The organism is Paenibacillus sp. FSL F4-0236 (genome assembly GCF_038000135.1).
GTDB lineage: Bacteria > Bacillota > Bacilli > Paenibacillales > Paenibacillaceae > Paenibacillus_AQ.
On the sequence record NZ_JBBOBK010000001.1, the window covers coordinates 2663518 to 2677314 of the forward strand.

Sequence of the window (13797 nt, forward strand, 5' to 3'; positions counted from 1 at the left end):
AAATACTCTCTCCTTTATTTTGCATAGGTTATGATTCGTATTATAATGGTTTCAACCCTAAACACCATGCAGAACCTTGCGGTTTCATTTGTACAATTGTGCTATAGGAGGTGCAGTCAATAAATGTTGGACTATGATAAACATCTACAGGAACCCATGGACATGCCGGATCCCGAGTTTCCGATTAAAGTACATACCCAGCGCTTCAACCAAGAGGGAGTTTTGTTGTTCCCACATCATTGGCATGAGCATCTTGAGTTTCTGTTTATTGAAAGCGGTGAGGCTGTTTTTGAATGCGGACGAACACCGATCAACGTACGGGCTGGTGATTTAGTTGCTGTGAACAGCAACGAGCTGCATTATGGGGTGAGCGCTTCTTCTGATTTATTGTATTATGCGATCATTGCAGATACTTCTTTGCTGCATAGTGCGGTAAGTGACGCTGCCGAGACCAAGTTCATCGCCCCGATTCAGCAGAACCAGCTGCTGTTACGTAATCATATCCGGGGGGATCAGCACATTACAGACTGTGCGCTGGCGATTATTCGGGAACTGGAACTTCGCGAATTTGGATATGAGCTGGCCGTGAAGTCCGAGCTATACCGCCTGCTAACGTTGCTATTGCGCAGACATATCGTCACGGTACTCTCACAGGCTGAGCAAGAAAGACGTATTCAAACCGTTGAACGCTTCGCACCTGTTTTGCGTTATATCGATACACATTACCAGGAGCCCATTCAAGTTGACGAACTTGCGGCACTAACAGGGCTAAGCCGCTTCCATTTCAGTCGTCTCTTCAAGGAATTAACTGGTCATACGATTTCGGAATATATAAATGCTGTCCGTTTAGACCGTGCAGATTATTTGCTAAGGCATACCCAGTTAACGATTTCTGAAATCGCTACCACAACTGGCTTCAGTGATATCTACTATTTCAGCCGGACTTTCAAAAAACATAGAAAAGTACCCCCAAGCAGTGTGAGAGGGTTCTAGTTAGGGTGAACAAAGGAAGCAGTCTTGTACTTGCTATCGCTCCTTAATTTTAACATCAAAAAGGTCAGGAAAGGGTAATCCCCTCTACTGACCTTTTTTTATTTTATTAATTGCATAAAAGAAACTATCTTCCATCTTATGGGTATAATTAACATAACAAAAATATAGGAGGAGATTTCATTGAGAAAAATAATTAAACTGACTATATTAGCACTTTGCATAATGATTCTACCGGGAACAATGATTTATGCCGCATCGAACCAATCAGAAGTTTCATTATATTTCAATAATGTGGTACAAAAACAGGCAGCAGTAATATCCGAGAGGGACATTCTCTTACCTGTTGAACAGCTCTCTAAAAATTTGTTTGCTTTAATCGCTTTAGATGAAACAAGTAAAACGGTTCGAATCTACAAGCCAAATGTGAACATGGTATTGCTTGATAACAATGGAGAGATTTTCGGTAAGGTAAAAAGCCCTGCGCGGTTTGCCTTTTCAACCTTATTACAAGTAGATCATTTAAAAACAGAAATTTCAGATATAAAACTTACGATCACTGATCCCGCAGATAAAACAGAAACTATCGACAATCAACAAATTAAGAAAAGTGAAGAAAACTTTTGGTTCAAAACTAACGAATTTACTTATTCGTTTAATACAAAAGGCACCTATACTATTCAAGTGTTTTTTAAAGACGTAAATTCAAAAACATGGTATCCTGTCTCTGAAATCGATGTATTCGGCATATGAATTTCCGATAGTTGAATTCCCGTTTCCGTACTTCCTCACTTCTTATTATTCTTAATCACTTCATTAAAACGGTCAGGAAAGTTGGTATGTACCCCGTCTACGCCCCAAACCACGGCTTTATCCATATTCACTTGATAATTCACTGTGTACGGAAATACCTTTAGACCCGAATTTTTCACCTGTGCGACATAGGAGGAATTTATTCTTTGAAAGTTAGGGCTAATACCAACTGCATAAGTTTTCACCCGATTGATAAAAGACTCTGGTACTTTGTAAACCGGAATATTATACCAAACAATTTGATAAAGCGGGATCTCTGGGGTAATCGAATGAAGCTTACGTAAACTCGCCTCACTAAATGAATGTACGGAAACATGATCAGACAGATTATATTTTTCAATTTGTTCGTTTAATATGGTTTCGATATTCGGATTCAAAGCAGGATCTTTAATCTCAATCATATAGTCCACTTCTTTTCCAAACCTTTCAAATACCTCTTCTAAAGTCGGAATACGTAATCCAGCATATTGATCCCTAGCAAACATGGGATATTGTTCGTTAAACCAAGAGCCAGCGTCTAATTTCGAAAGCTGCTCTAAAGTATAATTCTTAACATACCCCGTTCCATTTGTCGTACGATTAATAGTTTCATCGTGAATAACAACAGGAACACGATCCTTTGTTAACTGAATGTCTAACTCGATATAATCGGTATCCATATCAATGGCTAGTTCGAATGCAGGTATAGTATTCTCAGGAGCATATCCCGAAGCGCCACGGTGAGCAATGGTATAGACTTTGTCCGCAGGCTCGAGAATTTCCTTCACTTTAGTACGAATCCATGGAGAATAGGCATACATTGAGGTACACAATAAGATAAATAAAAATATGTGAATAAATATAAAGTACATTTTAGAATTTTGAATCCTTTGCATAAAACTTCCCTCTTCTTTTCAATAATTTATTGTTGTTTACTTGGTGCTGTTTTCTACATCATATCCAGTTAATTACCATCCATAATCCTATCAAATCTCCTCTTGATTTATAATTATGTAAAACCTGCGGATTATTCTAAGCTATATCGCAATGATGGCTGCAATAACCGCTTTAATGATATCACCTGGAAGAAAGATCACAACACTTGTTAATCTAGCCCAAATGGAAGTATTCATAATCAATGCCATGATAGGCGCACCTATCAGATTAATCAACATTACACCAAAAATCAAATTTACGACAATCAGCTTCCAAGTTCTGACTTCCAGCGAATCATGCAGCATATACAAATTCTTTGATTTTCATGAAGAAACCCTTCATAGGAAAATTGAATGTATTGATTAGATTCATAAAGTTGGAAGAATCTCGAACTAAAAAAACACTGATCCAGATTAGGATCAGTGTTTTTTAGCTACACAATTTTAAACAGAATAGCTTTACTTGTTGATATGTTCATTGATTTGTTCAGCGATTTGTTCCAGTAATGACTCTTTCCCTAATGCAAAGAATGCTTCATTGTAATTTTGTCTGCTTGTCATGCGATATATATTTTTCGATTTTACAGCTTTTAAGCTGCTCCAGACCTTACTTTGGTCTAGAACATTCCGGTCATTATCAGATAATAAAATGATGTGGTCTGGATTAAAGGTAGACAGTGCTTCTAGACTTGTTACTTTTCCTCCCCATGGGTCTGGTTCCGGTGTACCTGGCGCGATGAGTAATCCAAGATCATTAAAAATCATATCTGCAATACCTGTGCGGGAATAGATCCGGATTTCTTTCTCTGTAGCTTCGATTACTGCAAACGTTTCTTCTTTAGTTATCTTTGTGATTTGATCATGCAGTTGTTGAGCACGTTGATCATAGGCCTTCAGCCACTCATCCATTTCTGTTTTCTTATCAAGTACCTCTGCAACAAAGGCAAACCGCTCTCTAAAAGCATTAAAGCCATAAGGAACCCTCACTGTTGGAGCAATCATATTTAGTTGATCATAGATTTTCTCTTGCGTAGGCCCTGCCAGTATCAAGTCAGGACTTGCTGCACTGATCGCTTCCAAGTTAACTTCCGTTTGAAACCATCCAACGGGCGTTACATTAGGCAGTTCTTTTTTTAGAATAGGTGTGATTTCCAGTGAATTAGCCATGTCTGTATTCCCGGTAATCACAGGTTTATATCCAAGCACTAAAAGTTCTTCAGTTGAGCCAGATACATCAGCAATTCTAACCGGGTTTACCGGTATTTCAACATCTCCCTTGGCGTCCTTAATGGTACGTGTTTCGGAGGAATTCGTAGCGACGGGATCAGATTTTACCGCAGGTGGGGAGTTCTCTCCTTGAGCCTCCTGCCTTGAATTCCCACATCCGTACAACATCACCATCATGAATAAGGCGATTCCGACAAAAGAGATACGTTTTAAACTGAACATTTTTTCCAACCCTCTCCAATCTATTGATAATCATTCTCACTACTAGCAAGTCCGATCATACACTCTGCTGATAGGGCTAAACTACCGATAGAGGGATTGAATAACGGTTTGGCGGATATTTATTTGTTGTCTAACGTTTTTTTATTATTTCAGAAGGATTTATTCCATACTGCTTCCGAAACGCCTCCGCAAAATGACTAAAGTTGTTGTAACCTACCATCGTCGCTGTTTGACTAACACTACTCTCCCCGGAACGCATGATTTCCCATGCTTTTTCTAAACGTTTGTTCCGTAAATAGGCAAATACAGTCGTACCATACTCTTCCTTAAAACCAACTTTTAATTTGTATTCGTTAATACCCGCCAGCTTGGAAAGCTCTATGAGTGATGGAGGGTTTGCCATTTGCTCGAGTATGATTTCTCTGGCTCTCCGAATACTTTCCCGGTCAGTGCGAGATAAATGCAAGCTACGTTTAGTATGACTCTGCTCAAAAAGAAAAGCGCCCAAATATGCGGAAAGGAGTTCTAATGCCTTACCCTCTGCGTATAACCTGCGCATTGAGGTATGATATGGGCAATCTCTCAATTGAACCAATATTCGGGAGGTTTCTGGAAGAATAGGCATACGGAACATACGAAATGATTGTGTATCTAACAGCCCGGATAAACTGCAGGTAAGTGGAGATCCTTGATCTACCATCCACGAATCGAACAGTGTTACCGGTACACCAATGGACAGTAAACAGATGGGTTCAGCACTGCGATAGTGAAATTCGGCTTGGAAATCTCGCATGAGCTGCAATGAACAACTGTCGGGCACCAACTCGTGACTATTGCCTGTTACATGAACTTCTCCGCTGCCCTGCAGGCAAAAGCTTAGCTCAATCATAGCTGCTTCGGATTGAACTCGGATTAAACGATCCTCAGTGAAACGGTAATTACTATCTACAATTTCGATCCCGGAAGATGTGATAACCCTATCGACGTATCCATGGTCACTAGGTTGTGAGAAATGCATTCGCTCTGTGGTGTCCCTTATAGCCGGAGTCTCAAACAATGCATTGAAATACCCGTTATAGATGTTATGAATTGATTTTCTTGTCATTAATTCATACTCTCAGCAGATCTGTAGTATGCTGTAACCCCAATGTAGTGTTTTATCATGAGGAGATCACCTTTATTCATGTATTAAATGATAACGATTATCATTTAGATCATTATATCCGAGACATTAGCTAAACTGCAACGAACAGTTTATGAGGAGTGTTAGCGTATGATTCCAAATACAAACACCCCCTCATCCTAATGGATAAGGGGGTGTCGATTTCTGTTAATCCGGATTCAGTTTATATTATCTCTTATCTCATCGATTTAGCTAGCTCTGTGAAAATAACTCCAAGCGCGTAAGCTCCTGCATCCGGATAACCAATGCTGCGTTCACCTACTGTGCCTGCTCTTCCCATACGGGCGACGATATCGGAAGTCTTCCGGGCACCGAGAACTGCCGCCTCAGCAGCTTTGATAGCTGCCAGCTTTATATCTTCTCCTTGTTCTGCGCTTTGTGTCCAGGCATCCGCAAAAGGTACAAGCGCATCAATTAAAGTCTTGTCACCAACGACAGCACCTCTCCCGAAAGACCTTTCGCCCGTATCTTGAATTCCTTTAACGACCGCTTGCATCATATTAGCAAATTCCTGAATGGATAACTCCTGCTTCTGCTGCGCAGTCTTGCTCGCAGCGCGGAAGCCCGATCCCCAGATCGGCCCGGAAGCTCCTCCACAATGCTCCATAATGATCAATGAACAAGCATCAAGGAAGTCACCGATATCGCTGTGATGATTAGCTAGAATATCTTCCCATTCTACTTTCAACTGCTTAAAGCCCTTGGCTACGCTCATCCCAAAATCACCATCTCCGGCGTGGGCGTCTAGCTCGCAGAACGGTACCTCATTCTCGATAATGACCTCACTCATTTGATCGATCAAAAATACGATATTTTGTAAGGAAAACTGGTTATTCTTAATTACCGCTGCTTCAGCATCCGTATTATTCTTGAAGGATACCGTGCTGTCTGCTTTCTCTTCCTTGATGACTTCCGTATATTTCACAGGCTCAAATGAACCTTTAACCGACAATGCCGGTGTATCACACGGAGCAGACAACCATTTCTTCAGCGTCTCATCCAGCTTCATAATCGATACTGATGCGCCAGCCATATCGATGCTGGTCATATAGTTGCCGACAAATACTTTAAACACTTGCTTATTCTTCGCCGTCAATTCACGGATCACAGAATTATTCAACAAATAAAGCTCTTGCAGTGGTGTTCCACCAAATCCATTGATCAGAACAGCAACTTCTTGCTGCGACTCATCGTTCATTTGCAGGTTGCTCAGTAAGGACGTAACCATTCGCTGCGCCAGTTCATCCGCTGACACGGCTTTTTCTCTGCGAATTCCAGGCTCACCGTGAATTCCAACACCGTATTCCATCTCATCCTCTTCGATATGAAACGTCGGGGTTCCTTTGGCAGGAACGGTGCAAGACGTAAAGGCGAAGCCGATGGTGCGAACATGGTCAATCGCATGTTGCGCCGCTTCTTTTACTTCCGACAGGGACAGTCCTGCTTCTGCCGCAGCCCCGGCTACTTTATGAACGAGAACAGTTCCGGCCACCCCTCGTTTCCCTACGGTGTAGAGACTGTCTTCAACGGCAATGTCATCGTCTACTTTGACATATTCCACTTGTATGCCATCTTCACTTGCGAGATGAGCCGCATTTTTAAAGTTCATGATGTCACCGCTGTAGTTCTTAATAATAAGCAGCGTTCCCTTTTTACTAGCAGAGCTACGGATCGCTTGGTAGACCTGAATCTGGGATGGAGAAGCGAACACATCACCGCACACGGCTGCATCCAGCATACCGCTGCCTACAAACCCGGCATGGGCTGGTTCATGCCCACTTCCGCCACCGCTTATTAGTGTAACTTTATTGGTGTTGATCTCTTTTTTAGAAATCACTTTGAATTTATCGTTGAAATCCAGCTCAGGATGCGCTAAGACAAGTCCATTACACATTTCCCGGACTAGCGTTTCCGGCTTATTCATAATTTTCTTCATCTTAAAGCTCCTTACTTAATTTGTATTGACGGCCTAATTGGTCAGCAGCCATAATCGCCGATGCTACGGCTTCTTCTGTAATTGGGAACGGCATCGAATGAATCGATTCCTCAGCAATACAAGCTTTTTTAGCAACCTCAAGAAGTTCTTCGTAAGTTACTTGCTCCACTCCGATATCTGCTAAGCACACCGGAAGCCCAATAGACAGGCAGAAATCCAATACTTCTCTTAATTCGGTACGGTCTGCATTTTCAAGCACCAATTGAGCAATTGTACTGAAGGCTACCTTCTCACCATGATAATAATGATGTGTTCCTTCTAAAGCTGTTAAACCATTATGGATCGCATGAATCGCAGCCAAACCTCCACTTTCAAAGCCTAGTCCCGATAACAAAATATTCGTTTCAATGATATTCTCCAAGGCTGGAGTTACGATATTCAGATCGCAGGCCTGCTTCGCCTTGAACCCATTTTCAAGTAAAGTGTCATAACACAGTTTGGCAAGACCTAGTGCGGTTATCGTTCCTTTAGCTTCCCCACAAACACCTTCACGAACCCCGCAAGGCAATCCCGCATTCACATTGGAATAAGAATTTGCTGTAGCTCTTGCTTCGAAATAAGTGGAGAGTGCATCACCCATCCCTGCAACAAGAAATCTTGTTGGCGCTTTGGCAATGACTGTTGTATCGATCATGACTACACTTGGGCTTTGTTTGAAATAAGCATAATCATCAAACTCACCTTCTGGGGTATAGAGTACCGCGGAGTGGCTTGTTGGTGCATCAGTGGCTGCTATCGTTGGAACGATAATCAATGCTTCACCTTCTGCTACGCATTTTGCCGTATCAATCGCCTTACCTCCACCCAACCCAATCGTACATGCACATTGATGTTCCTTAGCCAGAGCCTGTAATCTTGCGACTTCTTGTCTTGAGCATTCCCCATGGAAGCCACTTTCAACAAGCGTTATATTAAATTTCTGTTTAGTTGACTCCAATTTATCTTTCACACGTGTAACATCATCTGGATGTGCAATGAGCAGTGCAGAATCACCGAATGTTTTTACAAAATAGCCTAAATTCAAAAGTTCATTCTCACCTTGCACATATTTCGTCGGACTGATAAACGCTCTTCTCATTTTCATTCCTCCTAGGTTGTATATAGTTATTATTATAGATTGCTCTATTTCGGTATGCATGAAACAATAAGATCAGAATAAAGCGTTTTCTTATCGAGTTTTTTTGTCTTCTTATTAAGGAATAGTATTATCTTGTCCTTTTGAGCAAAAATTCGCTATAATGTTCAATATGTTTCTATAACTTACCTAGGAGAATATCGCGATGTCCAAATCTCGATTTAATTTAGAAGAAATAATTGATTTGAAGAAATGGGAGAAACTGCAGGATTCTTTATCACTCGTGACTAAAATGGCGATTCTTACCGTAGATTATAAAGGCGTTCCCGTGACTAAGCACAGCTTCTGTCAGCCTTTCTGCCAAGGCGTTCGCCAAGATTCTACTCTCTCTCCTTATTGTCAAAAATGTGATGCTCGTGCCGGCATTGAAGCTGTACGCCAGAACAAGCCTTATATTTATTTATGCCATTTCAACATTATCGATATCGCGATTCCAATTATTATTGACGATCAATATTTGGGTGCAATTATGGCCGGACAGCTTAAGCTTCGTGAACCTGATGTGTCACAGCTGGAGCAGATAGTATCTAGGCCACCTAATGTTGAGTCGAACATGAAGTTTCAAGCGCTCAAAGAGGATTACGAAGCACTTCCTGTCCTATCCTACGATGAAGTAACCAAATGCGTGGACCTACTTCTACAGTTAAGTACTTACATCGTGGAAGAAGCCATTCAAAAGCGTACCACCGTTGATTTGTACAAAAGAGTACTGACCACAGATATCGATATATCTGCTTCAGCAGAATCTTTCGAGGAGACAGACCTTACTTATCGCAAAATTCAGTCTCTGCAGCAAGAGTTGTCAGGAGCGCTTATTGAGACCAAATTGAAAAATGGAGCACAAAAGTTGGTCTCTTCAAATGCAGTGCTTCAACCTGCCTTTGATTACATCTATGCGCACAAAAATGAAAATTTCAGCCTAAAAGAAATGGCCAAGCTTTGTCATATCAGCCCCAGTTATTTCAGTCGCATATTTACAAAAGAAACAGGCGAGAACTTCTCCCTCTTCGTTGCCAGGCTCAAAATTGAATGGGCCAAGCAGTTGCTGGAAACCACAGACGCACCTATTAATCAAGTGAGCGATGATTTAGGATTTTGTGATACTGGTTATTTTATTAAAACCTTCAAACGGTTCGAGAATCTCACTCCAGCTGTATACCGGAATATGTATATGAATTGATTAGTTGCATTAAGGGGAAATCTGTGATTTCGCCTAATATAGCCTCTTTGATCTTTCCCTCTCCGTTTATAATAAACGTAGCAGGAAGCGCACTAACTCCGAATGAAGTAGATATTTTTCCGGTAACATCGATGACAACTGGAAAAGAAAAACTGTGATCGTTAAGATATTCTGATACAGTCCCTTTAGACTCACCAACATTAATAAACAAGGTTTCAATTTGAGAACTAGTGGATTTGTGAATGTCATTCAGAAGGGGCATTTCACGCACACATGACGTGCACCAGGAGGCCCAAAAGTTAAGCACCACAATCTGTCCCTGGAAATCGCTTAGTCGAACCTTTTTACCTTCTATAGAAGTAGCTTCAAATTCGGGAGCGATAGAACCCACAGCAATCCTCTCAGATGAATCTCTTGTTTCATTATGGCTAAATACCCATACAACAGTCGTGACAGCTGCGATAATCACCAGCAAAGCAATGATTCGACGCATGCTCATTTCAGACCCAGACTATGATTAAAGGCTGTATACAGAGAACCAAATTTCGCATGAAATTCTTTGGTCGTACCTGAACCAACATTTCTTCCATGACTTAAAAAGACAATCTGATCAGCGATTTTATCAGCGATTTCTAACTGGTGTGTGGAGAAAATAACGGTATGCCCTTCTTCCTTGATTCTTTGGAGTAGATCTACGAATTCATTCATCCAAAAAGGGTCAAGACCGTTTGTGGGTTCGTCCATAATTAGCAACGAAGGCTTGGCCAACAATGCCTGAGCAAATAAGATACGCTGACGCATTCCCTTTGAAAAGGTGTTGACCAGACGATTTCGTTTATCCTGTAGGCCTACTAAGCCAAGGACTTCGTTTACTCTCGCTTTGCGATTGGGTACCCTACGGAGAGCGGCCCAAAAAGTCAGAGCTTCCTCTGCCGACAGCCCCTGATTGAATTGATAATCATCTGGCATATAACCAATTTGTTCCGAGAATTGTTTGCGTGATTTGTGCCAGTATAAACCACCCACTGAGATTTCGCCCACCGAAGGCTGAATAATACCGGCAACCATTCGCAAAACGGTACTTTTGCCAGCCCCGTTACCGCCACATAGTGCAAGTATGCTCCCAGTGTGGATTTGAAAGCTAATCTCTTCAACTATTGTTTGCTTTTTAATAACTTTAGAGATTCCTCTTACATTCACTAAGGGGTTATCCACGAGAGCGCCCCCTTTCCCATATCCAATATACAAACAGGATCGAGCTCAACATCCAGACTAGACAGACTACCATAAACAACAAGCTACCCTTCGAACCATTTATCCATTCTACCCATTGGTAATATTCAAATCCCAGCACTGAACCTCCGCCCAGCTTAATTACAACGAATAACCGAACAAGCTCTGCTGGGTTGAGTATTGTGAATACGACCAGCAAGGGCTTAATCCAGAGATAAGGCATTAAACCTAAAAAGGCGATCAAAAAGGTCGGCCACCCTATTACTGTGAAAAACCACACAGCAACAGAAACAGTCAGCGCCTGCCAGCGGTTTCTTGATAATGAACCGATAAACAAGGCGATGGTCAAGAATAGTAAAACAAGTCCTGCGGAAAAAAACAAAAATAGAAAGTAAGTAGTAGAATCATAGGCCATGCCCAAGAATCCACTAATCATTCCCATTAAACCATAGCCGAAAGCCACAACCGTAAGTAATACGACAGCCAGCCCCACATACTTGCCAAGAATAAATGACAACGTTCCTATTGGATAAGTAGATAAAAGCTGCCAGCTACCTTCTTCCTTTTCTGAAGTCAGTGAAAAAGAGCCTAGAAATAAGGTCATAAGCGGCAGCAGATACAAAATCAGACTTAGCATGGAACCTGTAACTGCGGTGTAGCCTTGAATCTCATTTTGTGCATTAATCAGTAGTAAGCCAAGACTAAACGCACAAAATAATGCCAAAAAAGAATAAGCCCATGGATTTCGAAACCCCATTTTAATCTCTCTGCGTGCGACTTGCAGGATATCAACCATTACATATCCATCTCTTTATCCGATGTCATACCTTCCATTTCCTCTGACTTATGCTCGTCCATATGACCTTCTCCGCCATTCATATCCATTTGCATCATATCCGTATTTTGTTTCCATTCATGCTTGGACAGATCACTTGCTGACAGAACGCTGCCAACACCTTGTTCCTTCACAAAAGCTTCGGCAGAAGCAGTATCCTTGAAGCTGATAACTCCATAAGCCATAGGTGTGCGTAGTGTCTCATCATAGACAAAGCTTGCCTTACTGAATTCCACCCATTCTTTGTCGTTATAGTCACGGACATAATCCTTTCCGATGTTTTTGGTTCCATTCTTGTTCTTCCATTCATTCATACAACCAATATCATCAAACTTATAATTCTTCCCGTCTTTCGTTGTTAGCTGAGTAGCAAAGGCATCGTCCTTAACCTGCATATTGCAAATCGCGCAAATATCAACTTCTTCATTAATCGCCAAAGGTTCAAACTGTTTGGAACCACAAGCCGCTAGAATTAACAAACCCACCATCAACATCAGCATTAAACTCCATTTTTTCATAACCGTAATACCCCCATATATAGTATTGTGATCACAGAGAAAAACAAAAGCAGCCAACCGGCTACCATCACCGACCCTTGCCCCTCACTAACTTGTCCAACATCTACATGAACTGAATCCAATTGCATAAGCGGCTCTGGATCGGTGGACCATTGTTCTTTATCATTTGTATACAGATCGCTTAAAAATGTCATGCCCGGTGATTGAAAAAAGAGCTGATAAGCAGCATTTTCTGTAACTAATTGCTGATAAAATGGATTAATAGCATATGGCAGATCACTTATGCCATCACCCGATACATCCAGACCTTCGAATGAATCCCAAAAATTTCTCGTCATCTTATTATTCTTAGAATCCGTTGCCTGTGCTTCAATCACATTGGCAATAAAAGCATTCTTCTGAAAGCGGTTGCCTTCAGAACCCTCAAATTGAATCCCAATATAATTTCGGAGCACCATATTATTCTGGAGAGTGTTGTCGGAGGATTGTTGCATATAGATTCCTACCCGATTTCCTTCCACGAGGTTATTTACAATCTGAGAGGTACGAACGTCAAAGAGCAGGATTCCTTGAGAATGAACATTCTGATTTTGTTTACGGAAAGAGTTTCCTGATACCATAACGTCGCTCACTCCCATCACCATCGCGCCAGTAATGTTGTATTCTCCAATATTGTTCGTAACAGATGATCCATTGATATACATACAGTGAACACCGTATCGTAAATGATAGAGCCGATTGTGATCAACCTTTGTATTGCGACTCTTCTCTAAATAAATGCCATCTCGGAGATAAGAGATTTCATTCTCTCTGATATCTGAACCATGAGAGTTATAGAGATCGATGCCATTACCTCTTTTTCCCGAAGCAGCACCTTTAGGTATAAACCAACGGATTTTATTGTTTACTATAACTCCACTATCAGCCTCACGTAGCATAATGCCAAAGCCAAATGTATGTATGACTAAATCTTTCAAAGTTACCTGATCGGCTTCCACCCGAATCGCTGCTGCTTCTCCCCCGTTATGCTGCTGTATATTAAGTCCTTGAAGCTTTACCCCATCAGCCTGAATCATAACTGCAACCTCAGCATCGGGAGATGAATTTAATAGTGTTGCCCTTCCTTCCCCGCTAATCGTCAGCCTTTTATCAATTTGAACCGGACCCAGGTAAGTACCTGGAGCTAAAGTAATCGAATCTCCGATTTGGGCCGTATTAATAATCGGCTGGAGTGGAATCGCTTTCGAAGTAGTATTTGCACTGGCACTCCCACTGTAGGTCGTGATTATTAAGAAAAGGCTGAATAACATCATTAGCATTACTCTGAGGTGACAGAAACTTTTGCGTATAACCATTGTTCACCCCCTATCAGTAATTCATTCTCTAATCTATCATTTGCCTAATTGTAAAGAAAAGGAAGTTGCATGCCTATAGCTCAATGTAGCTATCCCTATTAATAAGATGTGTCTAAATTGTGAGTTATATCACATCGTTTGCTATCCCAAAAGTGTGTCCACATAATAAAAAACCGCGCATAGCGCGGTTTCATTA

Annotated in this window: 14 protein-coding genes; 3 read left to right on the forward strand and 11 right to left on the reverse strand. The window is 41.3% G+C overall.

The genetic code is table 11. From position 1 onward, the window contains the following. The first annotated feature begins 123 nt into the window (after window positions 1-123). Entirely contained in the window at window positions 124-993 is an 870-nt protein-coding gene (locus tag NSQ29_RS12110; protein ID WP_042188277.1) for a helix-turn-helix domain-containing protein, read from the forward strand. Between the two features lie 180 nt (window positions 994-1173). After that, window positions 1174-1743, forward strand: a complete 570-nt coding sequence (locus NSQ29_RS12115) for a hypothetical protein (protein WP_149645621.1) — start codon at window positions 1174-1176, stop codon at window positions 1741-1743. A 35-nt stretch (window positions 1744-1778) separates the two neighbouring features. Here NSQ29_RS12115 and NSQ29_RS12120 read toward each other — a convergent pair whose 3' ends face one another. The 6 genes from NSQ29_RS12120 to NSQ29_RS12145 all read right to left on the reverse strand — a co-directional run bounded on the left by NSQ29_RS12120 (window position 1779) and on the right by NSQ29_RS12145 (window position 8423). Further along, on the reverse strand, window positions 1779-2678 hold the full coding sequence (locus NSQ29_RS12120; protein WP_341125163.1) for a glycerophosphodiester phosphodiesterase: 900 nt from the start codon (window positions 2676-2678) through the stop codon (window positions 1779-1781). 141 nt (window positions 2679-2819) lie between these two features. Beyond that, window positions 2820-3023, reverse strand: a complete 204-nt coding sequence (locus tag NSQ29_RS12125; RefSeq protein ID WP_341125164.1) for a biotin transporter BioY — start codon at window positions 3021-3023, stop codon at window positions 2820-2822. A gap of 153 nt (window positions 3024-3176) precedes the next feature. Next, window positions 3177-4166 carry an ABC transporter substrate-binding protein gene (locus tag NSQ29_RS12130; protein WP_341125165.1) on the reverse strand — a complete coding sequence of 330 codons (990 nt, stop codon included), beginning with the start codon at window positions 4164-4166 and terminating at the stop codon, window positions 3177-3179. A gap of 130 nt (window positions 4167-4296) precedes the next feature. After that, complete coding sequence (locus tag NSQ29_RS12135; protein WP_341125166.1) at window positions 4297-5271, reverse strand: helix-turn-helix domain-containing protein; 975 nt, start codon at window positions 5269-5271, stop codon at window positions 4297-4299. A 253-nt stretch (window positions 5272-5524) separates the two neighbouring features. Continuing rightward, window positions 5525-7285 (reverse strand): dihydroxyacetone kinase subunit DhaK, encoded by a 1761-nt coding sequence (dhaK, locus tag NSQ29_RS12140; protein WP_341125167.1) that lies wholly within the window; start codon window positions 7283-7285, stop codon window positions 5525-5527. A 1-nt stretch (window position 7286) separates the two neighbouring features. After that, the gene (locus tag NSQ29_RS12145) at window positions 7287-8423 is read right to left on the reverse strand and encodes a glycerol dehydrogenase (RefSeq protein ID WP_042188270.1); all 1137 of its coding nucleotides are present in this window, start codon (window positions 8421-8423) and stop codon (window positions 7287-7289) included. A 202-nt stretch (window positions 8424-8625) separates the two neighbouring features. Here NSQ29_RS12145 and NSQ29_RS12150 point away from each other — a divergent pair, with 202 nt between their 5' ends. Then, complete coding sequence (locus NSQ29_RS12150; protein ID WP_339271356.1) at window positions 8626-9660, forward strand: PocR ligand-binding domain-containing protein; 1035 nt, start codon at window positions 8626-8628, stop codon at window positions 9658-9660. Here the strand turns inward: NSQ29_RS12150 and NSQ29_RS12155 are convergent. The 5 genes from NSQ29_RS12155 to NSQ29_RS12175 are packed head-to-tail and all read right to left on the reverse strand — an operon-like array spanning window position 9623 to window position 13601. Continuing rightward, entirely contained in the window at window positions 9623-10159 is a 537-nt protein-coding gene (locus NSQ29_RS12155) for a redoxin domain-containing protein (protein WP_341125168.1), read from the reverse strand. The genes NSQ29_RS12150 and NSQ29_RS12155 overlap by 38 nt on opposite strands. Then, the gene (locus NSQ29_RS12160) at window positions 10156-10875 is read right to left on the reverse strand and encodes an ABC transporter ATP-binding protein (protein ID WP_341125169.1); all 720 of its coding nucleotides are present in this window, start codon (window positions 10873-10875) and stop codon (window positions 10156-10158) included. Before NSQ29_RS12160 ends, NSQ29_RS12155 begins: the two co-directional genes overlap by 4 nt. Continuing rightward, window positions 10868-11689: an ABC transporter permease gene (locus NSQ29_RS12165; protein ID WP_341125170.1), complete on the reverse strand. Its 822-nt coding sequence runs from the start codon at window positions 11687-11689 to the stop codon at window positions 10868-10870. The genes NSQ29_RS12160 and NSQ29_RS12165 overlap by 8 nt, the downstream gene beginning before the upstream one ends. Further along, window positions 11689-12246: a nitrous oxide reductase accessory protein NosL gene (locus NSQ29_RS12170; RefSeq protein ID WP_339271351.1), complete on the reverse strand. Its 558-nt coding sequence runs from the start codon at window positions 12244-12246 to the stop codon at window positions 11689-11691. Before NSQ29_RS12170 ends, NSQ29_RS12165 begins: the two co-directional genes overlap by 1 nt. After that, window positions 12243-13601 carry a right-handed parallel beta-helix repeat-containing protein gene (locus tag NSQ29_RS12175; RefSeq protein WP_341125171.1) on the reverse strand — a complete coding sequence of 453 codons (1359 nt, stop codon included), beginning with the start codon at window positions 13599-13601 and terminating at the stop codon, window positions 12243-12245. Before NSQ29_RS12175 ends, NSQ29_RS12170 begins: the two co-directional genes overlap by 4 nt. Window positions 13602-13797: the final 196 nt, after the last annotated feature.